Annotated in this window: 21 protein-coding genes; all 21 read left to right on the plus strand. The window is 62.2% G+C overall.

Going from position 1 to position 20,039, the window contains the following annotated elements:
- Positions 1–7 precede the first annotated feature (7 nt).
- The 21 genes from fliN to LOY42_RS07805 all read left to right on the plus strand — a co-directional run bounded on the left by fliN (position 8) and on the right by LOY42_RS07805 (position 20,039).
- Positions 8–463: a flagellar motor switch protein FliN gene (fliN, locus tag LOY42_RS07705; RefSeq protein ID WP_046854683.1), complete on the plus strand. Its 456-nt coding sequence runs from the start codon at positions 8–10 to the stop codon at positions 461–463.
- A complete protein-coding gene (gene fliO, locus LOY42_RS07710) occupies positions 464–916 on the plus strand; it encodes a flagellar biosynthetic protein FliO (RefSeq protein ID WP_139673300.1) in 453 nt (150 codons plus the stop codon).
- Positions 916–1,671: a flagellar type III secretion system pore protein FliP gene (gene fliP, locus LOY42_RS07715; RefSeq protein WP_046854685.1), complete on the plus strand. Its 756-nt coding sequence runs from the start codon at positions 916–918 to the stop codon at positions 1,669–1,671. Before fliO ends, fliP begins: the two co-directional genes overlap by 1 nt.
- Positions 1,672–1,692: 21 nt before the next feature.
- Complete coding sequence (gene fliQ / locus LOY42_RS07720; protein ID WP_046854686.1) at positions 1,693–1,962, plus strand: flagellar biosynthesis protein FliQ; 270 nt, start codon at positions 1,693–1,695, stop codon at positions 1,960–1,962.
- 7 nt (positions 1,963–1,969) lie between these two features.
- Positions 1,970–2,746, plus strand: coding sequence for a flagellar biosynthetic protein FliR (gene fliR, locus LOY42_RS07725; RefSeq protein WP_102685144.1), 777 nt, complete (start codon positions 1,970–1,972; stop codon positions 2,744–2,746).
- A 2-nt stretch (positions 2,747–2,748) separates the two neighbouring features.
- Complete coding sequence (gene flhB, locus LOY42_RS07730) at positions 2,749–3,891, plus strand: flagellar biosynthesis protein FlhB (RefSeq protein WP_139673297.1); 1,143 nt, start codon at positions 2,749–2,751, stop codon at positions 3,889–3,891.
- A gap of 250 nt (positions 3,892–4,141) precedes the next feature.
- Entirely contained in the window at positions 4,142–4,867 is a 726-nt protein-coding gene (locus LOY42_RS07735) for a hypothetical protein (protein WP_258600192.1), read from the plus strand.
- A gap of 22 nt (positions 4,868–4,889) precedes the next feature.
- The gene (locus tag LOY42_RS07740; RefSeq protein ID WP_258600194.1) at positions 4,890–5,873 is read left to right on the plus strand and encodes a hypothetical protein; all 984 of its coding nucleotides are present in this window, start codon (positions 4,890–4,892) and stop codon (positions 5,871–5,873) included.
- A 413-nt stretch (positions 5,874–6,286) separates the two neighbouring features.
- Positions 6,287–8,416, plus strand: a complete 2,130-nt coding sequence (gene flhA / locus LOY42_RS07745) for a flagellar biosynthesis protein FlhA (protein ID WP_139673291.1) — start codon at positions 6,287–6,289, stop codon at positions 8,414–8,416.
- An 11-nt stretch (positions 8,417–8,427) separates the two neighbouring features.
- Positions 8,428–9,741 carry a flagellar biosynthesis protein FlhF gene (flhF, locus tag LOY42_RS07750; protein WP_139673288.1) on the plus strand — a complete coding sequence of 438 codons (1,314 nt, stop codon included), beginning with the start codon at positions 8,428–8,430 and terminating at the stop codon, positions 9,739–9,741.
- A 114-nt stretch (positions 9,742–9,855) separates the two neighbouring features.
- Positions 9,856–10,689: a flagellar synthesis regulator FleN gene (gene fleN / locus LOY42_RS07755; RefSeq protein WP_023630864.1), complete on the plus strand. Its 834-nt coding sequence runs from the start codon at positions 9,856–9,858 to the stop codon at positions 10,687–10,689.
- Positions 10,686–11,426, plus strand: a complete 741-nt coding sequence (gene fliA, locus LOY42_RS07760; RefSeq protein ID WP_038706555.1) for an RNA polymerase sigma factor FliA — start codon at positions 10,686–10,688, stop codon at positions 11,424–11,426. Before fleN ends, fliA begins: the two co-directional genes overlap by 4 nt.
- Positions 11,427–11,531: 105 nt before the next feature.
- The gene (locus LOY42_RS07765) at positions 11,532–11,906 is read left to right on the plus strand and encodes a chemotaxis response regulator CheY (RefSeq protein WP_023630863.1); all 375 of its coding nucleotides are present in this window, start codon (positions 11,532–11,534) and stop codon (positions 11,904–11,906) included.
- A gap of 19 nt (positions 11,907–11,925) precedes the next feature.
- A complete protein-coding gene (locus LOY42_RS07770) occupies positions 11,926–12,714 on the plus strand; it encodes a protein phosphatase CheZ (RefSeq protein WP_102685099.1) in 789 nt (262 codons plus the stop codon).
- A gap of 12 nt (positions 12,715–12,726) precedes the next feature.
- The gene (locus LOY42_RS07775; RefSeq protein WP_139673286.1) at positions 12,727–14,940 is read left to right on the plus strand and encodes a chemotaxis protein CheA; all 2,214 of its coding nucleotides are present in this window, start codon (positions 12,727–12,729) and stop codon (positions 14,938–14,940) included.
- 45 nt (positions 14,941–14,985) lie between these two features.
- Positions 14,986–16,104, plus strand: coding sequence for a chemotaxis response regulator protein-glutamate methylesterase (locus LOY42_RS07780; protein ID WP_102685097.1), 1,119 nt, complete (start codon positions 14,986–14,988; stop codon positions 16,102–16,104).
- Positions 16,104–16,844 carry a flagellar motor protein gene (locus LOY42_RS07785; protein ID WP_023631606.1) on the plus strand — a complete coding sequence of 247 codons (741 nt, stop codon included), beginning with the start codon at positions 16,104–16,106 and terminating at the stop codon, positions 16,842–16,844. Before LOY42_RS07780 ends, LOY42_RS07785 begins: the two co-directional genes overlap by 1 nt.
- A 3-nt stretch (positions 16,845–16,847) precedes the next feature.
- Positions 16,848–17,705 carry a flagellar motor protein MotD gene (motD, locus tag LOY42_RS07790; protein WP_139673281.1) on the plus strand — a complete coding sequence of 286 codons (858 nt, stop codon included), beginning with the start codon at positions 16,848–16,850 and terminating at the stop codon, positions 17,703–17,705.
- 78 nt (positions 17,706–17,783) lie between these two features.
- On the plus strand, positions 17,784–18,572 hold the full coding sequence (locus LOY42_RS07795) for a ParA family protein (RefSeq protein ID WP_023631839.1): 789 nt from the start codon (positions 17,784–17,786) through the stop codon (positions 18,570–18,572).
- The gene (locus LOY42_RS07800) at positions 18,572–19,492 is read left to right on the plus strand and encodes a CheW domain-containing protein (protein ID WP_139673278.1); all 921 of its coding nucleotides are present in this window, start codon (positions 18,572–18,574) and stop codon (positions 19,490–19,492) included. The genes LOY42_RS07795 and LOY42_RS07800 overlap by 1 nt, the downstream gene beginning before the upstream one ends.
- Before the next feature lie 67 nt (positions 19,493–19,559).
- Complete coding sequence (locus LOY42_RS07805; protein ID WP_023630607.1) at positions 19,560–20,039, plus strand: chemotaxis protein CheW; 480 nt, start codon at positions 19,560–19,562, stop codon at positions 20,037–20,039.

A 20,039-nucleotide genomic window follows, 5' to 3' on the forward strand; every position in this document is an offset into this window, starting at 1 on the left:
GGAAATCATGGCTAACGAAAACGAGATCAACTCTCCAGAGGAACAGGCCCTGGCCGATGAGTGGGCCGCGGCCCTGGAAGAGACCGGCGATGCCGGCCAGTCCGACATCGATGCGCTGTTGGCTGCAGACTCCGGCGCCGGCCGCCTGCCGATGGAAGAGTTCGCAAGCTCCCCCAAGCCCAACGAGAATGTCAGCCTCGAAGGTCCCAACCTGGATGTGATCCTGGATATTCCGGTGAGCATCTCGATGGAAGTGGGCAGCACCGAAATCAACATCCGCAACCTGCTGCAACTCAACCAGGGTTCGGTGATCGAGCTTGATCGCCTCGCCGGCGAGCCGCTGGATGTGCTGGTCAACGGCACGCTGATCGCCCATGGCGAGGTCGTGGTGGTCAACGAGAAGTTCGGCATTCGCCTGACCGACGTGATCAGCCCCAGCGAACGTATCAAGAAGTTGCGCTGAGTGAAGCGCATGGTGCGGGCCATGCTGGCCCTTGGCACGTTGCTGGCCAGTGAGGTGGTGATCGCCGCTGCCGAGCCGGTAACCGTGCCGGCTGCGGCGCCTGCCCCTGGCGGCTTCGGCGCGCAGCTGGCGCAGACCGTATTCGGCCTGCTGGTGGTCGTCGGCCTGATCTTTTTCCTGGCCTGGTTGCTGCGGCGCATGCAGGGCTCGGTGCAGCGGGGCGCTCCGGTCATCGAGATCGTCGGCACCCGTGCCATTGGCCCGCGCGACCGGTTGCTGCTGATCCAGGTGGGCAAGGAGCAGATTCTCATTGGCCATACCCCTGGCAGCATCGAGGCGTTGCATGTGCTGGCCGAGCCTGTCGACGTGCCCGCCGATGCGCGCCAGGCCACGCCGGAATTCGCCCAGCGGCTGCTTGAGCTGATGGGCAAGGATCAGAAGGACAAGAAGTGATGACCGGCGCACTGCGCTTACTGTTGACGCTGGCGCTGCTGCTGGCTGCACCGCTGGCCCTGGCTGCCGACCCGTTGTCCATCCCGGCCATCACCCTGTCCAATGGGGCGGACGGGCAGCAGGAGTATTCGGTCAGCCTGCAGATTCTGCTGATCATGACTGCGCTGAGCTTCATTCCGGCGTTTGTCATCCTGATGACCAGCTTTACCCGCATCATCATCGTCTTCTCGATCCTGCGACAGGCTCTGGGCCTGCAACAGACACCCTCGAACCAGATCCTCACCGGCATGGCGCTGTTCTTGACCATGTTCATCATGGCGCCCGTGTTCGAGCGAGTGAACAAGGATGCCATCCAACCTTATCTGGCCGAGCAGATGACGGCCCAGCAGGCCATCGACAAGGCCCAGGGCCCGTTGAAGGACTTCATGCTGGCGCAAACCCGGCAGAGCGACCTGGACCTGTTCATGCGCCTATCCAAGCGCACCGATATCGCAGGCCCGGATCAGGTGCCGCTGACGATCCTGGTGCCGGCGTTCGTGACCTCCGAGCTCAAGACGGCGTTTCAGATCGGCTTCATGATCTTCATCCCGTTCCTGATCATCGACATGGTGGTCGCCAGTGTGCTGATGGCCATGGGCATGATGATGCTGTCGCCGCTGATCATTTCGTTGCCGTTCAAGATCATGCTGTTCGTGCTGGTCGATGGATGGGCGCTGATCATGGGTACCCTGGCCGGCAGTTTCGGCGGTGTCTGATGCCACCAAGGAGAGTCTTGCATGACACCTGAAGTCGCAGTCGACCTGTTCCGTGAAGCCTTGTGGATGACCTCCATGATGGTGGCTATCCTGGTGGTGCCGAGCCTGCTGGTCGGCCTGGTGGTGGCAATGTTCCAGGCGGCCACGCAGATCAACGAGCAGACCCTGAGCTTCCTGCCGCGCCTGTTGGTGATGCTGGTCACGCTGATCATCGCCGGCCCTTGGCTTGTGCAGAAGTTCATGGAGTACTTCATTGGCCTGTACACCAGCATCCCGCAGTTGATCGGTTGACGCGGCCATGCTGGAGCTGACCGATACTCAGATCGGTACCTGGGTGGCCACCTTCATCCTGCCGTTGTTTCGGGTGACGGCGCTGCTGATGACCATGCCGATCTTTGGCACCAAGATGCTGCCGGCCCGGGTGCGGCTGTATGCGGCATTGGCCATTACCGTGGTGATAGTGCCGGCGCTACCGCCGTTGCCGCCGATAGACCCCTTGAGCCTGCGCGGCGTGCTGTTGTGCGGCGAACAGGTGATCGTTGGGGCGTTGTTCGGGTTCTCCCTGCAGCTGCTGTTTCAGGCGTTTGTGATTGCGGGGCAGATCATTGCGATCCAGATGGGTATGGCGTTCGCCTCCATGATGGACCCGACCAACGGCGTCAACGTCGCGGTGGTCAGCCAGTTCATGACGATGCTGGTGAGCGTTTTGTTCCTGCTGATGAATGGCCATTTGGTGGCGTTCGAGATCCTCACCGAGAGCTTTACCACGCTACCGGTTGGCAGTGCCCTGGTGGTCAACCATTTCTGGGAGATGGCGGGGCGTTTGAGCTGGGTGCTGGGGGCTGGGTTGCTGCTTGTCTTGCCAGCCATTGCGTCGCTGCTGGTGGTCAACATTGCCTTCGGTGTAATGACCCGCGCAGCGCCACAGTTGAATATTTTCTCCATCGGCTTCCCGCTGACACTGGTGTTGGGCCTGATCATTTTCTGGATCGGCCTGGCCGATATTCTTTCCCATTACCAGGCACTGGCCAGCGAAGCGCTGCAGTGGCTGCGTGAGCTGGCACGGGCGCGCTGAGCATGGCAGAGAGCGAGAGCGGTCAGGACAAGACAGAGGAACCCACCGACAAGCGCAAGAAGGACTCGCGCGAAAAGGGGGAGATTGCCCGTTCCAAGGAGCTGAACACCGTCGCGGTAACCTTGGCCGGCGCGGGTGCGCTGATGGCGTTCGGTGGCTACCTGGCCGAGACGTTGATGGCCTTGATGCGCATGAACTTCAGCCTTACGCGGGAGGTGGTGGTCGACGAGCGCTACATGGCGGCATTCCTGTTGGCCTCGGGCAAGATGGCCATCTGGGCTGTGCAGCCGGTAATGCTGCTGCTGTTCGTGATTTCATTCGTAGCGCCCATTGCGCTGGGAGGGTTCTTGTTCTCGGGCAGCTTGCTGCAGCCGAAGTTCAGCCGCATGAACCCGCTGTCGGGGATCAAGCGCATGTTCTCGCTGAATGCGCTGACCGAACTGGTCAAGGCCATGGCCAAGTTCTTCATGATCTTGATCGTTGCCCTGGTCGTGCTGTCGGCGGACCGTCAGGCGTTGCTGGCCATTGCCAATGAGCCGCTCGAGCAGGCGATCATCCACTCGGTGCAGGTGGTGGGGTGGAGTGCGCTGTGGATGGCGGCGGGGCTGCTGTTGATTGCGGCTGCGGATGTGCCGTTCCAGCTTTGGCAGACGCACAAGAAAATGAAGATGACCAAGCAGGAAGTGAAGGACGAGTACAAGGACAGTGAGGGCAAGCCTGAGGTCAAGCAGCGTATCCGGCAGTTGCAGCGTGAGGCGTCGCAGCGGCGGATGATGGCGGCAGTGCCTGAGGCGGATGTGATCATCACCAACCCGACCCATTTCGCGGTGGCGTTGCAATATGACCCCGAGAAGGGTGGCTCGGCGCCGTTGCTGCTGGCCAAAGGGACAGACTTCCTGGCCTTGAAGATTCGAGAGATCGGGGTGGAGCACAAGGTGCAGATACTCGAGTCGCCGGCCTTGGCGCGGGCCATCTACTACTCTACCGAGATCGAGCAGGAGATTCCGGCGGGGTTGTACCTGGCGGTCGCACAGGTGTTGGCCTATGTGTTCCAGATCCGCCAGTACCGCGCCGGCAGGGGCAAGCGGCCAGAGCCATTGAAAGAAGACCTGCCGATTCCGCCAGATCTTCGCCGCGATAACTGAAATCCGTGAGGCCTACCCAGGCTTTCTGACTGGCCCAAGTGCCGATAGCGCAAAATAATCGTGCGCACGCTTGACCGGTTGAAACGGGGCTGCGAGAGCAGTCCAAAGCGTTTCAGTGTCAGTCCCCATCCCTTTGTTATTTAATGCTGGGAAATATACCTAGTATTTTTGTCAGTTGTGGAGAGCTCCGGGTAAGGCTTAAATGGCTGAGTATTATTATTTATCTTAACTTGGAAGTGAGGGTCTGATAATGAACTTTAGCAGAAAGCCGCGCCAGTCAGAGCTTGATCATTTTTATGAATTGCTGCCACCAATTGCAAACTCTGGCTATAAGTATATTTTTCCTGATGCCTTTGTTCATGATTTGCCGAGTGGGGATGCACCGGTGGGTATTAATGCCAGTGCGTTGAATGCTGATGATGAACTGGTTTGGTGGCTGGAAGCGCCGACTAGTGTCGAAGGCTATCCTATCCAATTGACGCTGGAGGGCGCTGACGCTACTTCTGTTCCAATCGTTTACGCCGGTACGATTCCTTTCGATACACAAGGGTTGCTCGAGTTCAAAGTTTCCAAGGCCGATGTGGTAGAAGGGATTGTTGAGGTCTACGCGAGTATCACTAACCCCGATACTGACGTAAGTGAACTAACACCGAAATTGAAAGTGAAAATCGATCTGCAGGCGCCCGGCGGCCCGGTCGATCCCTCCGGTGTTCAGCAAAACCTGGCTCTGGTCACTGCAGCGTTGCTTATTCCCGGGGAAATCAGTGGGGTGGAGCTGCAGCAAGGCATTACCTTTACAGTCGCTCCCTACCCTGGGATGAAACAATGGGACACGGTGGAGCTGAAAATGCCGGGGGCAACGCTGAGCAAGCGTCTGGATACAGCGGCGGAGGTCAATCAGCCCGTGGTATTTACCGTCCCCCCCCCAAGAGCTTCTCTGTTTTGCTGGGCGCACATCGGTAGGCATCCACTATAGAATCGTGGATGAGGTGGGCAATGTGAGTCAGCCTTCACCCAGTGCTGAGTTCATCATCGACAACATTCAAAACCCGCAAGCTGCCCCGCAGTTCTTGGATGTCAATCCTTCGTCTGACACGGTGGCGCTCGCTGCTTTGCCTGGGCCCAATACGGCGGTACGTGTAGCGACCTCTGGGTTGTTTGTGGGGGAGGTCGTGACGTTGAAGTGGTCTTTGGTGACGACCAACGGAACGACGCTTTCTGGAACGCGGGTTGAAACGGTAGCGTCGTCGTCCACCGACCTGACGTTCGACGTCCCCGGCAATTCCGGGTTGGCCCTGGAGGCAGGGCAGCTGACTGCCTATTACGAGGTGCCCGGCAGGAGTCGCTCAAGTAAAACCGTTGCCACGCTTACCGGCGCTTTGGTCAGCCACCCTTTGACATTTGGCGCCGACATCAGCATCACGGCAAGCCTCAGGTACATCATCCTGAAGGGGCGAGCACCTCTGCATCCAACAGCCGATTCCAAGGGCTCTTATCAGCGGCAAGGCAGTGGCGGCCAGCCGCCCTACACTTACTCGTCAAGTAACGAGGCGGTTGCCAAGGTTAATGGTCAGGGCGTGGTAGTTGCGCAGGACAACGGTGTGGCGGAAATCAGCGTGACCGATGCCAATCAGCAAGTCGCAAAGTACAAAATTACATTCAGTGGCGTCAGGCTGGTTGAGGTGCGCCCGAATCAGTGGTGGACCGGGCATGTATTCCACGGAAGCCGCCCGGAGTTTCACTCACTCTCGGTCTTGCAGATGCAGTCGTTCTGGGAGCAGTACAGAAACGATGACGTTACTAAGAGCGTGGCTACTATTCTTGGGTGGACTCAACCCTTGCTGTGGTCCGGCGATAACTACTACCCCGCTGGTACAGCCTATGTTCTGGACTTTAGTGTGTTGAATCCTGATTTCCGTGGTGAAGAAAAAAGAAGTGGAGGTACTCAGCTGCCATCGTTGGCACGGGTGGGCTGGTCATGAGCGCTTATCAATAATCTGCTGTTGAATGAATGTAACAGTTTTCTGATCTTGATATGGGGTCTACACCTTCTCAGGTAGGTCGCCACCTCTCAATATGCCCGATGCAGTGCATCGGGCTTCTTTGCAGTGGCATGTGAGGGCGCGCTGTGGGCCGCTTTGCGTGGAGGCTCGTGATGAAGAGCTTTCAGTTGGGAAGCCGCACAGCTGCGGCTTGCGTGATCAGCTCCGTCATGGCCTGGCAACAGCGAGCAGCAGGGAGCCGCTGAAGAAATCTTGCCTCTTCCGCTGGGTCTGCCCGCGAAGAGGTCGGTACATGTAACAAAAGCTCCAGGCGAGCAAAGTTGGAAAGCTTCTTGCAGAGCCACGCCCGAGCGCCCCTTGGGCGTCAAAGTTTTGCTTGAAGAGGAATCGCGGTGGATCGCACTCAGTTAATCAGCAGCGCCCGTAACAACCTGGCCGGCCTCGGTCGGGGCAATCTCGGCGTGCCGCTGCTGCTGCTGGTGATGTTGGCAATGATGATGTTGCCGATACCGCCGTTCCTGCTCGATGTGTTCTTCACCTTCAACATCGCCCTGTCGATCGTGGTGCTTCTCGTCTGCGTCTATGCGCTGCGTCCCCTGGACTTCGCAGCCTTCCCGACGATCTTGCTGGTGGCGACCCTGTTGCGTCTGGCGCTGAACGTCGCGTCCACCCGTGTGGTCATGCTGCACGGCCAGGAAGGCCATGGCGCCGCGGGCAAGGTGATCCAGGCCTTCGGTGAAGTGGTGATCGGCGGCAACTATGTCGTCGGTGCCGTGGTCTTCGCCATCCTCATGATCATCAACTTCGTGGTGGTGACCAAGGGTGCTGGGCGTATCTCCGAAGTGAGCGCCCGGTTCACTCTCGACGCTATGCCCGGCAAGCAGATGGCCATCGACGCCGACCTCAACGCCGGCCTCATCGACCAGGCCCAGGCCAAGGCGCGGCGTAGCGAAGTTGCCCAGGAAGCCGAGTTCTACGGTTCCATGGACGGTGCCAGCAAGTTCGTGCGCGGTGACGCCATCGCCGGCCTGCTGATCCTCTTCATCAACCTCATCGGCGGCATGCTCATCGGCATGCTCCAGCACGGCATGAGCTTCGGCGACGCCGGCAAGGTCTATGCCTTGCTGACCATCGGTGACGGTTTGGTGGCGCAACTGCCCTCGCTGCTGCTGTCCACCGCCGCCGCGATCATGGTCACCCGCGCCTCGGGCTCCGAGGACATGGGCAAGTTGATCAACCGTCAGATGTTCGATTCGCCCAAGGCGCTGGCGGTGTCTGGCGGGTTGATGATTGTCATGGGACTGGTGCCGGGCATGCCGCACATGGCCTTCCTGGGCCTGGGCGGGGTGGCCTGCGGTGGCGCCTATCTGCTCTGGAAAAAGCAGCAAAAGGCCAAGGTCGCGGCCCAGCAGGAGGCCGAGCGCCAGCAGGACCTGCTGCCTTCGCCGCAGCGTGCCATGGAAACCAAGGAACTGGGCTGGGACGATGTCACCCCAATCGACATGATCGGCCTTGAGGTTGGCTACCGCCTGATTCCGTTGGTCGACCGCAATCAAGGGGGGCAGTTGCTTGCGCGCATCAAGGGCGTGCGCAAGAAGCTCTCCCAGGACCTGGGCTTCCTCATGCCCACCGTGCATATCCGCGACAACCTCGACCTGCAGCCCAGCGCCTACCGCCTGACGCTGATGGGTGTGATTCTGGCCGAGGCCGAGATCTACCCGGATCGGGAGCTTGCGATCAATCCGGGCCAGGTGTTCGGTGCCCTCAACGGCATCGCCTCACGAGATCCGGCATTTGGCCTGGAGGCAGTATGGATCGATGTCGGTCAGCGTGCCCAGGCGCAATCGCTGGGCTATACGGTGGTGGACGCCAGCACCGTGGTCGCCACCCACCTCAACCAGATCCTGCAGAAGCACTGTCACGAGCTGATCGGGCACGAGGAGGTGGTGCAACTGCTGCAGGTGCTGGCCAAGGTCTCGCCGAAACTGGCCGAAGAGGTGGTGCCGGGTGTCATTTCCTTGTCGGGCCTGCTCAAGGTCCTGCAGGCACTGCTCGCCGAACAGGTGCCGGTGCGTGACATCCGCAGCATTGCCGAAGCCATCGCCAACAACGCGGCGAAGAGTCAAGATACCGCCGCGCTGGTGGCGGTGGTGCGCGTCGGGTTGTCCCGCGCCATCGTGCAAAGCATTGTCGGCGTTGAGTCCGAGCTGCCTGTGATCACCTTGGAGCCAAGGTTGGAACAGATCTTGCTCAATAGTCTGCAAAGGGCCGGGCAGGGTCAGGAAGATGGTGTTCTTCTTGAGCCGAGCATGGCCGAAAAGCTTCAGCGTTCGTTGATCGAGGCAGCCCAGCGCCAGGAAATGCAGGGCCAGCCGGCCATCCTTCTGGTAGCCGGCCCGATCCGCGCCATGCTGTCGCGCTTCGGCCGCCTGGCTGTACCGAATTTGCATGTTTTGGCGTATCAGGAAATACCTGACAACAAGCAAGTCACCATCGTTGCCACCGTGGGCCCGAACGGCTGAGGTAGTGGGTTATGCAAGTTAAGCGTTTTTTTGCCGCCGATATGCGTCAGGCCATGAAGCTGGTCCGGGATGAGCTCGGCTCCGACGCCGCCATCATCGGCAACCGGCGCATTGCCGGCGGTGTCGAGCTGACGGCTGCGCTGGACTACAAGCTGTCCGCCCTGGCCCCGCGCGTGCCCAACGCAGAGCTCGAAGACGAGCTGCGCAAGACCCAGTCGCGCATCGTTACCGCCCAGGCCGAACTGACCGGGCGTGGCGATGCCGTCGAAGGCGGCAACCGGCAATTGTTCGCCGGGCAGCCGCTGACCGCCTCGGAGCCGCTGATCGAGCCTCATGTCGACGAGCCCGCGCCGGTTGCCGCGCCAGCCTCGGCACCCGTTGATCCACGTCTGTTCGATGCCATGCGTTTCGAACTGACCGGCTTGCGCGAGCTGCTTGAAGTCCAGCTCGGTTCGCTCGCCTGGAGCCAGCTGCAAGGCAGCAAGCCGCAGCAGGCCAACCTCTGGCGCCGGCTTCAGCGCCTCGGCCTTTCCGGTGGCCTGGCCCGCGAACTGCTCGACCTCACTGCCGGGATCGAAGAACCACGCCATGCCTGGCGCATGGTCCTGGCGCACCTGGCGCGGATGATCGACGTGCCCGAGATCGAACCGATCGAGGAGGGCGGAGTGATCGCCATGGTCGGCCCGGCTGGCATGGGCAAGACCACCACGCTGGCCAAGCTGGCCGCCCGCTATGTGCTCAAGTACGGCGCGAACAACCTGGCGCTGGTGAGCATGGACAGCTTCCGCATTGGCGCCCAGGAACAACTCAAGACGCTGGGCCGCATCCTCAATGTGCCGGTCACCTACGTCGACCCGGGCGAGTCGCTGGCCCAGGCCCTGGAGCCGCTGCTGCGCAAACGTGTGGTGCTGATCGACACCGCCGGCCTGCAGGCCAGCGACCCGGCGCTGCGCATGCAGCTCGAGACCCTGGCCGGGCGCGGCATCGCCGCAAAGAATTACCTGGTGCTGGCGACCACCAGCCAGAAGCAGGTGCTCACCGCCGCCTACCATAGCTACAAGCGCTGCGGCCTGGCCGGGTGCATCCTGACCAAACTCGACGAAACGGCCTGCCTCGGCGAAGTGCTGAGCCTGGCAATCAGTCATGAATTGCCGGTGGCCTATCTGACCGATGGGCCGCGCATTCCCGACGACCTGCAGCTACCGCGCAAGCACCAGTTGGTAAGCCGCGCAGTCAGTGTGCAATTGCAGGAAGAGCCCAGCGACGAGGCCATGGCCGACATGTTCGCTGATCTGTACCACAACCCTGGCAAGCGCGCGGGTTGAGGGTGAATACTGTGCAAAGTACCTACATCATGGGGTTGCCCGGCCGGACCGTGGCCTTGAATGTTCAGCCCCTCATGTGGCCTGGGTCCAAGCGAGACAAGGTAAAGAACAGACATGGGTAGCATGCATCCCGTACAGGTGATCGCCGTGACCGGTGGCAAAGGTGGCGTCGGCAAGACTAACGTTTCAGTGAACCTGTCCCTGGCGCTGGCCGAACTCGGCCGCCGGGTGATGTTGCTGGATGCCGACCTGGGCCTGGCCAATGTCGACGTTCTGTTGGGGCTCACGCCCAAGCGCACCCTCGCCGACGTGATCGAAGGCCGTTGCGAGCTGCGTGATGTGCTGTTGCAGGGGCCGGGTGGTGTGCGCATCGTCCCGGCGGCCTCCGGCACGCAGAGCATGGTGCACCTGGCGCCCGCGCAACACGCCGGCCTGATCCAGGCCTTCAGCGACATCGGCGACAACCTCGATGTGCTGGTGATCGACACGGCTGCGGGTATCGGTGACTCGGTGGTCAGTTTCGTTCGCGCCGCCCAGGAAGTGCTGCTGGTGGTGTGCGACGAGCCGACCTCGATCACCGACGCCTATGCGCTGATCAAGCTGCTCAACCGCGATTACGGGATGAATCGATTCCGTGTGCTGGCCAACATGGCCCAGAGCCCGCAGGAAGGCCGCAACCTTTTCGCCAAGTTGACCAAGGTCACGGACCGCTTCCTCGACGTCGCCCTACAATACGTCGGTGCCGTGCCTTACGACGAATGCGTGCGCAAGGCCGTGCAGAAGCAGCGGGCGGTCTATGAGGCCTTCCCTCGGTCCAAGTGCGCGCTGGCGTTCAAGGCCATCGCGCAGAAGGTCGACAGCTGGCCGCTGCCTGCCAACCCGCGTGGGCACCTGGAATTCTTTGTCGAGCGCCTGGTGCAGCCCACCAGTGCAGGGCCGGTGCTATGAACGCGAGCGGTTTCAAGATGTACAGCAAGGCCGCCAAGGATGCGCAGTACGAGCTGATCGAACGCTATGCGCCGTTGGTCAAGCGTATCGCCTATCACCTGCTGGCGCGCTTGCCGGCCAACGTCCAGGTCGAGGATCTGATCCAGGCCGGGATGATCGGCTTGCTGGAAGTGGCCAACAAATACGATGCCAGCAAGGGTGCCAGTTTCGAAACCTACGCCGGTATCCGTATTCGCGGCGCCATGCTCGACGAGGTGCGCAAGGGCGATTGGGCGCCACGTTCGGTACACCGCAATACGCGCATGGTCAGTGACGCGATCCGCTGTGTCGAAGCAAAGACTGGCCGCGACGCTAAAGATCACGAGGTTGCTGCCGAACTCCAATTGAGTCTCGATGATTACTACGGGATTTTGAATGACACCTTGGGCAGCCGCCTGTTCAGTTTCGACGACCTGCTGCAGGACGGCGAACATGAAGGGCTGCACGAGGACGGAGCCAGCGGCCAGCTGGAGCCGGCGCGTGACCTGGAAGACGAGCGCTTCCAGGCTGCGCTGGCCGATGCGATCGCCAACCTGCCGGAGCGCGAACGCCTGGTCCTGGCGCTGTACTACGACGAAGAGCTGAACCTCAAGGAAATCGGTGAGGTGCTGGGGGTCAGCGAATCGCGTGTCAGCCAGTTGCACAGCCAGTGCGCCGCGCGTTTGCGCAGCCGCCTTGGGGAGTGGCGGGCACGTTGAACCCGGGTTCAGTGCAGTCGTTTTTTTTGTAGTGCCGAATTGATTGAGCGCGCGCTCGGCGCCGAGCGCGTTTAAGACTGCTTGGAGGTCTAATTGAACAAAGACATGAAAATCCTCATCGTTGACGACTTTTCGACGATGCGGCGGATCATCAAGAACCTGTTGCGTGACCTGGGGTTCACCAACGTCAAGGAAGCTGATGACGGCAACACGGCACTGCCGATGCTCACCAGCGAGCATTTTGACTTTCTGGTGACCGACTGGAACATGCCGGGCATGACTGGTATCGACCTGCTGCGCGCCGTTCGCGCCGACGAGCGCCTCAAGCACCTGCCGGTGCTGATGGTCACCGCGGAAGCCAAGCGCGAGCAGATCATCGAAGCTGCCCAGGCCGGCGTGAACGGCTATGTGGTCAAGCCTTTCACCGCCCTGGCGCTGAAAGAAAAGATCGAAAAGATCTTCGAACGCGTCAACGGCTGAGTCACGTCTGGGGGGCGCAATGGAGTCAACCAACAACTCTTTGGGTGAGTTCGAATCAACCCTGAAGAAGCATGCGCAGGAGCTGGTCGAGAGCCTGGAGCGCGGCCGCTTCGGTGAGGCGGTGCAGCTGATCCACCAACTGAACCAGACCCGCGACCGCGGGCTGTACCAGGAAGTCGGCAAGCTCACCCGCGAACTGCACAGTGCAATCGTCAACTTCCAGATCGACCCGGCCATGCCGCAGGCCGAGGAAGTGTCGCAGATTACCGATGCCGCCGAGCGCCTCTCCTACGTGGTCCGTCTCACCGAAGGTGCGGCCAACCGCACCATGGACCTGGCGGAGGCGTGCACCCCGGTGCTCAACGACCTCGCCGCCGAGGCCCAGAGCCTGTCCGCCGACTGGCAGCGCTTCATGCGTCGCGAAGTGGCGGCGCCGGAGTTCCGTGAGCTGGTCAAGCGTGTGGACAGTTTCCTGACGCACAGCGCCGAAGGTAATCAGAAGGTCGCCGGCCATATCAACGATATTGTCCTGGCCCAGGATTATCAGGATCTCACCGGCCAGGTGATCAAACGGGTGACCACCCTGGTCACCGAAGTCGAAAGCAATCTGCTCAAGCTCGTGCTGATGGCAAGCCAGGTCGACCGCTTTGCCGGTATCGAACATGACCACCAGCAGCTGCGTGCTGAAAAAGATCAAGAAAAACATCCGACTCGGGGTGAAGGTCCGCAGATTCATGCCGATAAGCGTGAAGACGTCGTGTCCAGCCAGGACGATGTCGACGATCTGTTGTCCAGCCTGGGTTTTTAAGGAGCACGTTTAATGAGCTTCGGCGCCGATGAAGAAATCCTTCAGGATTTCCTGGTAGAAGCCGGCGAAATCCTCGAGCAACTGTCCGAGCAATTGGTCGAGCTGGAAAGCCGGCCCGATGATGCGGACCTGCTCAACGCGATTTTCCGCGGTTTCCACACTGTAAAAGGGGGCGCCGGCTTCCTTCAGCTCAATGAGTTGGTGGAGTGCTGCCACATTGCCGAGAACGTGTTCGACATCCTGCGCAAAGGTGAGCGCCGGGTCGACGCGGAACTGATGGACGTGGTGCTCGAAGCACTCGACACGGTCAACAGCATGTTCGGCCAGGTGCGCGAGCGCACCGACGTCACGCCGGCCACCCGTGAGCTGCTGGCGGCGCTGTCGCGCCTGGCCGAGCCCGCTGGCGCCGAAGAACCGGCCCCGGTCGAGGTGGCTGTTGTCGCCGAAGCGCCGGCTGCCGAGCCCGACATCACCGACACCGAGTTCGAGCAACTGCTCGATTCGCTTGATGCAGTCAAGGCTGAAGCCCAGGTTCACGAGCAATTGCAGGGTGAGCAGGTCAGCGCGGGTGGTGACGAGATTACCGACGCCGAATTCGAGTCGTTGCTCGACCAGCTGCACGGCAAAGGCCAGTTCTCGCCCGATGCCGCTGCCAGTGAGCCAGCGGCCGTTGCCCCTGCCAGTGATGAGATCACCGACGACGAGTTCGAGTCGCTGCTCGATCAGTTGCACGGCAAGGGCACCTTCGCCGTCGATGCATTGCCTGGCGTCGCTGCGCCTGCAGCCACCGCGGCACCAGCGGCGGCTGACGAGAGCATCACCGAACACGAATTCGAGGCGTTGCTCGACCAGTTGCACGGCAAGGGCAAGTTCTCTGGCGAGGCGGTTGTGGCCGAGGCGCCAGCCGCCGCCGTCGCCGCGCCTGTCGCGGCCAAGGCCGAAGCCAAGCCGGTTGCCAAACCTGCGCCGACGCCTGCTTCCGCGCCAGCCGCCGCCAAGCCTGCCGCCCCGGCCCGGGCGCCGGCGCCGGCCGCCGACAAGCATGGCGCCAGCGAGGCGGAGACTACCGTGCGGGTCGACACCGCGCGTCTGGACGAGATCATGAACATGGTCGGTGAGCTGGTGCTGGTGCGTAACCGCCTGGTGCGCCTGGGGCTCAACAGCGGTGACGAGGCCATGTCCAAGGCCGTGTCCAACCTCGATGTGGTCACCGCCGACCTGCAGACCGCAGTCATGAAGACGCGCATGCAGCCGATCAAGAAGGTTTTCGGGCGTTTCCCACGCCTGGTTCGCGACCTGGCCCGCCAACTCAAAAAAGAGATCAACCTGGAACTGGTCGGCGAAGAAACCGACCTGGACAAGAACCTGGTCGAGGCCCTGGCCGACCCGTTGGTGCACTTGGTGCGCAACGCCGTCGACCATGGCGTCGAGATGCCCGACGAACGCGAGGCTTCCGGCAAGTCGCGCATGGGTCGGGTGGTGCTGTCCGCCGAACAGGAAGGTGACCACATCCTGCTGTCGATTTCCGATGACGGCAAGGGCATGGACCCGAGCATCCTGCGCGCCAAGGCCGTGGAAAAGGGCCTGATGGACAAGGACGCGGCCGACCGCCTGAGCGAGTCGGACTGCTACAACCTGATCTTCGCCCCGGGGTTCTCGACCAAGACCGAGATTTCCGACGTGTCCGGCCGCGGCGTCGGCATGGACGTGGTGAAGACCAAGATTTCCCAGCTCAACGGCTCGATCAACATCTTCTCGGCCAAGGGCCAGGGCTCGAAGATCGTCATCAAGGTGCCGCTGACCCTGGCGATCATGCCGACGCTGATGGTGATGCTGGCCAACCAGGCGTTCGCCTTCCCGCTGGTCAACGTCAACGAGATCTTCCACCTCGACCTGTCGCGCACCAACGTGGTCGACGGCCAGGAAGTGGTGATCGTACGCGACAAGGCGCTGCCGCTGTTCTACCTCAAGCGCTGGCTGGTCCAGGACCACGAGCACGAGGAGCAGCACGAAGGTCATGTGGTGATCCTGTCGGTTGGCACCCAGCGCATTGGCTTCGTGGTCGACCAGTTGGTCGGCCAGGAAGAAGTGGTGATCAAGCCGCTGGGCAAGATGCTGCAGGGAACCCCGGGCATGTCCGGCGCGACCATCACCGGTGACGGCCGTATCGCGCTGATCCTCGACGTCCCGAGCATGCTCAAGCGTTACGCCGCCCGGCGTATTTGATTTCGGTGGCGCGCCCAGGCGGGTGCGCCGCCTAACGGAGTGTTTATGGCAGTCAAGGTCCTGGTGGTGGATGATTCCGGTTTCTTCCGCCGCCGTGTCTCGGAAATTCTCGCGTCCGACCCGACGATCCAGGTGGTGGGTACGGCGACCAACGGCAAGGAAGCGATCGACCAGGCGCTGGCGCTCAAGCCCGATGTCATCACCATGGACTATGAAATGCCCATGATGGACGGCATCACCGCGGTGCGTCACATCATGCAGCGCTGCCCGACGCCGGTATTGATGTTCTCCTCGCTGACCCATGAAGGCGCCCGCGTCACCCTCGACGCCCTGGATGCCGGTGCGGTCGACTACCTGCCGAAGAACTTCGAAGACATCTCGCGCAATCCGGAGAAGGTCAAGCAGATGCTCTGCGAGAAGGTCCACACCATCTCGCGCAGCAACCGCCGTTTCAGCGCCTATTCCAGCCCGGCCCCGGCCGCGGCGCCGGCCAGCAGCCAGGCCCCGGCCAGCAGCTTTGCCGGCACCGCGCCTGCGCGCACTGCCGCCCCGGCCCGCGCCGCGGCGCCGGCTGCCACGCATTCGCCGGCGCCCAAGCGCAAGCCGTACAAGCTGGTTGCCATCGGCACCTCCACGGGCGGCCCGGTGGCGCTGCAGCGGGTGCTGACCCAACTGCCCGCCGGTTTCCCGGCACCGATCGTGCTGATCCAGCACATGCCGGCTGCCTTCACCAAGGCCTTCGCCGAGCGTTTGGACAAACTGTGCAAGATCAGCGTCAAGGAGGCCGAGGACGGTGACGTGCTGCGCCCGGGCCTGGCCCTGCTGGCCCCGGGTGGCAAGCAGATGATGGTCGATGGCCGTGGCACGGTGAAGATCCTGCCGGGCGACGAGCGCCTGAACTACAAGCCTTGCGTGGATATCACCTTCGGTTCCGCCGCCAAGTCCTACGGCGACAAGGTGCTCTCGGTGGTACTCACCGGCATGGGCGCCGATGGCCGCGAGGGCGCGCGCCTGCTCAAGCAGGGTGGCAGCACCGTGTGGGCGCAGGATGAAGCCAGCTGCGTGATCTATGGCATGCCCATGGCCATCGTCAAGGCCAACCTTGCCGACGCCGTCTACAGCCTGGACGAGATCGGCAAGCACCTGGTCGAGGCGTGCGTCTGATGGATGTGTTGAGCCTGATCGGCCTGATCCTCGCGTTTGTCGCCATTGTCGGCGGCAACTTCATGGAGGGTGGCCACGTCGGTGCGCTGATCAACGGCCCGGCGGCGCTGATCGTGCTGGGCGGTACCCTGGCAGCGGCATTGCTGCAGTCGCCGCTGTCGTCGTTCAAGCGTGCCCTGCAGATCATTCGCTGGATCTTCTTCCCGCCACGGGTCGACCTGGCCGGAGGCATCGATCGGGTGGTGAACTGGAGCCTGACGGCGCGCAAGGAAGGCTTGCTGGGCCTGGAGGGCGTGGCCGACGCCGAGCCCGACCCTTATGCGCGCAAAGGCCTGCAGTTGCTGGTCGACGGTGCCGAGCCGGAAGCCATTCGCAGCATCCTCGAAGTCGACTTTCTGACCCAGGAGTCCCGTGACATCCAGGCCGCCAAGGTGTTCGAGAGCATGGGCGGCTACGCGCCAACCATCGGCATCATCGGTGCGGTAATGGGCCTGATCCATGTGATGGGCAACCTGGCCGATCCTTCGCAGCTGGGCAACGGCATTGCCGTGGCCTTCGTCGCCACCATCTATGGCGTGGCCAGTGCCAACCTGATCCTGCTGCCGGTTGCCAACAAGCTCAAGGCCATCACCCTGCGCCAGTCGCGTTACCGGGAGATGCTGCTCGAAGGCCTGCTGTCGATCGCCGAAGGCGAGAACCCACGCTCGATCGAGCTGAAGCTGCAAGGCTTCATGGAGTAAGCCATGGCCCGCCGTCGCAAAGTCGAAGAGCACGAGAACCACGAACGCTGGCTGGTCTCGTATGCCGACTTCATTACCCTGCTGTTCGCCTTCTTCGTGGTCATGTACTCGATTTCGTCGATCAACGAAGGCAAGTACAAGCAGATTTCCCAGGCGCTGATCGGGGTGTTCAACGACCCCGAACGCAGCATGAAGCCGATCCCGATCGGCGATGAGCGCCCGCTGAGCGTCAAGCCGGCCGAGCCGCTGATCAAGGACAGCGAGCAGACCGATGCGGGCCTGGCCCAGACCAGCGCCGACCCGCTCAAGACCATTACCGACGATGTGCGTGATGCCTTTGGCGACCTGATCAAGTCCGACCAGATGACCGTGCGCGGTAACGAGTTGTGGGTGGAGATCGAACTCAATTCCTCGTTGCTGTTCGCCAGTGCCGACGCCATGCCCAGCGATGTCGCCTTCGAGATCATCGAGAAGGTGGCCAGGATCCTCAAGCCGTTCGCCAACCCAGTGCATGTGGAAGGGTTCACCGACAACCTGCCGATCCGCACCGCGCAGTACCCAACCAACTGGGAGCTTTCGTCGGCGCGGGCGGCAAGCATCGTGCGCCTGCTGGCCATGGAGGGGATCAACCCGGCCCGCATGGCCTCGGTGGGGTACGGCGAGTACCAGCCGGTGACCGGCAACGACACTGCCGAAGGCCGTGCGCGCAACCGCCGCGTGGTCTTGGTGATTTCGCGCAACCTCGAGGTGCGTCGCAGCCTGACCGGCAGCGGCAGCGCCAATGCCACCCCGGATGCGGCGATGCGCCGGGCTGGCACACAAAGTGCACCAGCCTCGCCAGCACCGAGGACCGGGGGCTGATTTCGTCAAATCCCCGTCACTGAACTTCACACCGTTCCCGGCAGGGCAGGCGGCCATACCGGGAGGAAGCAACGCACGATGAGAGTCTGGGCAGTAGCCAATCAAAAAGGTGGCGTCGGCAAGACCACCACCACCATCGCCCTGGCCGGCCTGCTGGCCGAGGCGGGCAAGCGCGTGGTCGTGGTCGACCTTGACCCGCACGGCTCGATGACCAGCTATTTTGGGCACAACCCGGATGCGCTGGAGCACAGCTGCTACGACCTGTTCCTGCACAAAGGCACGGTGCCCGACGGGCTGCCGGGTCAGCTGCTGCTACCCACCAGTGACGAGCGTATCTCGCTGCTGCCGTCGAGCACCGCGTTGGCAGTGCTCGAGCGTCAGTCGCCGGGCCAGAGTGGCCTGGGCCTGGTGATCGCCAAGAGTCTGGCGCAGCTGTGGCAGGATTTCGACTTCGCCCTGATCGACAGCCCCCCCTTGCTGGGCGTGCTGATGGTCAATGCCCTGGCCGCCAGCCAGCAGTTGGTGATCCCGGTGCAGACCGAGTTTCTCGCGGTCAAGGGCCTGGAGCGCATGGTCGGCACGCTGGGCATGATCAACCGTTCGCGCAAGCAGGCGTTGCCGTACCAGATCGTGCCGACCCTGTTCGACCGCCGCACCCAAGCTTCGCTGGGTACCTTGAAAGTGCTGCGCGACACCTATGGCGATCAAGTCTGGCAGGGCTACATCCCGGTGGATACGCGCCTGCGCGATGCCAGCCGCAACGGTGTCACGCCCTCGCAGTTCGATGGCAAAAGCCGTGGCGTGGTGGCCTACCGGGCGCTGCTCAAGCACCTGCTGACTTATCGCTCCGCGCTGCAGGTGGCCTGATGAACCAGGCACCGCACATCACCAGCAAGCCGCAGATGGCCTTGCAGTCCTACCTTGATGGATTGCTGCAGGAAGCCACCGAGCCGTTCGAGTTGCCGCCCGCGCAGGATGCGCCTGTCGCGCAGCCCGCGGAGCAGGCTCCCGGCGATGAGTTCGAAGCGGCGGTCCGCGAGGAACAGGCGCGCGATGCCCAGCGCCAGGTCACGCCAGCGGCGCCTGCGCCCCGCCCATTCGCCGAGCCGCAGGCCAAGGTCCTGCCGACCGTGCTGCCGCCCGCCACGCCTGTCATGGAACCGGTGGTGGCGGTCGTAGAGCGCGAGGTGGTGGCCGAGGCCAGCATTCCGCTGTTGATCGAGCCCCCGGCCATCGAGCCGGCGGCGCCACTGGTGGAACTGCACGTGCCGGCGGCGCCTGCCGCGCCGACACCACCGGCCACGGTCGACGGGCGCCCGGAGTGGGCCGCCGAGCCATTCGAATGCCTGCTGTTCGATGTCGCCGGGCTGACCCTGGCGGTACCGCTGGTGTGCCTGGGGTCGATCTATACCCTGGCCGGTCAGGAGCTGACGCCACTGTTCGGCCAGCCGGACTGGTTCCTCGGCATCCTTACCTGCCAGGCGGGCAACCTCAAGGTACTGGATACCGCCCGCTGGGTCATGCCCGACCGCTACCGGGACGATTTTCGCCAGGGCTTGCAATACGTCATTTCGGTCCAGGGCTACGAATGGGGGCTGGCGGTACACCAGGTCAGCCGCTCGCTGCGCCTGGATCCGAGCGAGATCAAGTGGCGCAGCCAGCGCGGCCAGCGCCCCTGGTTGGCCGGCACGGTAATCGAACACATGTGCGCGCTGCTCGATGTTGCCGAGCTGGCCGAGCTGATCGCCAGTGGCGCGGTCAAGCAGATGAACACCAAACACAACTGAATCAACGCCGCTACTGCCGCGGCAACACAGAGCACACCGCCAATGGCGGATTTTGAGGGCTAGGGGAATGAAAAAGTCGTCTGCACAAGGTTCCGAAGATCCGATCCTGCAGTGGGTAACCTTCCGTCTGGACAACGAGTCCTACGGCATCAATGTCATGCAAGTGCAGGAAGTCCTGCGCTACACCGAGATCGCCCCGGTACCGGGTGCCCCCAGCTATGTGCTGGGCATCATCAACCTGCGCGGCAATGTGGTGACGGTGATCGACACCCGCCAGCGCTTCGGCCTGATGTCGAGCGAAGTCACCGACAACACCCGTATCGTCATCATCGAGGCGGACAAGCAGGTGGTCGGCATCCTCGTCGACAGCGTCGCTGAAGTGGTGTACCTGCGCCAGTCGGAGATCGAGACTGCGCCGAACGTCGGCAACGAAGAATCGGCCAAGTTCATCCAGGGCGTGTGCAACAAGAATGGCGAGCTGCTGATCCTGGTCGAGCTGGACAAGATGATGACCGAGGAAGAGTGGTCCGAGCTGGAGAACATCTGA

This window comes from Pseudomonas sp. B21-023, from assembly GCF_024749165.1.
In the GTDB taxonomy this organism is placed as follows: domain Bacteria; phylum Pseudomonadota; class Gammaproteobacteria; order Pseudomonadales; family Pseudomonadaceae; genus Aquipseudomonas.

Excerpts from the sequence above, each read along its gene's own strand:
- fliN (WP_046854683.1), top strand. The coding sequence starts at position 8 with ATGGCTAACGAAAACGAGATCAACTCTCCAGAGGAACAGGCCCTGGCC.
- fliP (WP_046854685.1), top strand. The coding sequence starts at position 916 with ATGACCGGCGCACTGCGCTTACTGTTGACGCTGGCGCTGCTGCTGGCT.
- fliQ (WP_046854686.1), top strand. The coding sequence starts at position 1,693 with ATGACACCTGAAGTCGCAGTCGACCTGTTCCGTGAAGCCTTGTGGATG.
- fliR (WP_102685144.1), top strand. The coding sequence starts at position 1,970 with ATGCTGGAGCTGACCGATACTCAGATCGGTACCTGGGTGGCCACCTTC.
- flhB (WP_139673297.1), top strand. The coding sequence starts at position 2,749 with ATGGCAGAGAGCGAGAGCGGTCAGGACAAGACAGAGGAACCCACCGAC.
- LOY42_RS07735 (WP_258600192.1), top strand. The coding sequence starts at position 4,142 with ATGAACTTTAGCAGAAAGCCGCGCCAGTCAGAGCTTGATCATTTTTAT.
- flhF (WP_139673288.1), top strand. The coding sequence starts at position 8,428 with ATGCAAGTTAAGCGTTTTTTTGCCGCCGATATGCGTCAGGCCATGAAG.
- fleN (WP_023630864.1), top strand. The coding sequence starts at position 9,856 with ATGGGTAGCATGCATCCCGTACAGGTGATCGCCGTGACCGGTGGCAAA.
- fliA (WP_038706555.1), top strand. The coding sequence starts at position 10,686 with ATGAACGCGAGCGGTTTCAAGATGTACAGCAAGGCCGCCAAGGATGCG.
- LOY42_RS07765 (WP_023630863.1), top strand. The coding sequence starts at position 11,532 with ATGAAAATCCTCATCGTTGACGACTTTTCGACGATGCGGCGGATCATC.
- LOY42_RS07770 (WP_102685099.1), top strand. The coding sequence starts at position 11,926 with ATGGAGTCAACCAACAACTCTTTGGGTGAGTTCGAATCAACCCTGAAG.
- LOY42_RS07775 (WP_139673286.1), top strand. The coding sequence starts at position 12,727 with ATGAGCTTCGGCGCCGATGAAGAAATCCTTCAGGATTTCCTGGTAGAA.
- LOY42_RS07780 (WP_102685097.1), top strand. The coding sequence starts at position 14,986 with ATGGCAGTCAAGGTCCTGGTGGTGGATGATTCCGGTTTCTTCCGCCGC.
- LOY42_RS07785 (WP_023631606.1), top strand. The coding sequence starts at position 16,104 with ATGGATGTGTTGAGCCTGATCGGCCTGATCCTCGCGTTTGTCGCCATT.
- motD (WP_139673281.1), top strand. The coding sequence starts at position 16,848 with ATGGCCCGCCGTCGCAAAGTCGAAGAGCACGAGAACCACGAACGCTGG.
- LOY42_RS07795 (WP_023631839.1), top strand. The coding sequence starts at position 17,784 with ATGAGAGTCTGGGCAGTAGCCAATCAAAAAGGTGGCGTCGGCAAGACC.
- LOY42_RS07800 (WP_139673278.1), top strand. The coding sequence starts at position 18,572 with ATGAACCAGGCACCGCACATCACCAGCAAGCCGCAGATGGCCTTGCAG.
- LOY42_RS07805 (WP_023630607.1), top strand. The coding sequence starts at position 19,560 with ATGAAAAAGTCGTCTGCACAAGGTTCCGAAGATCCGATCCTGCAGTGG.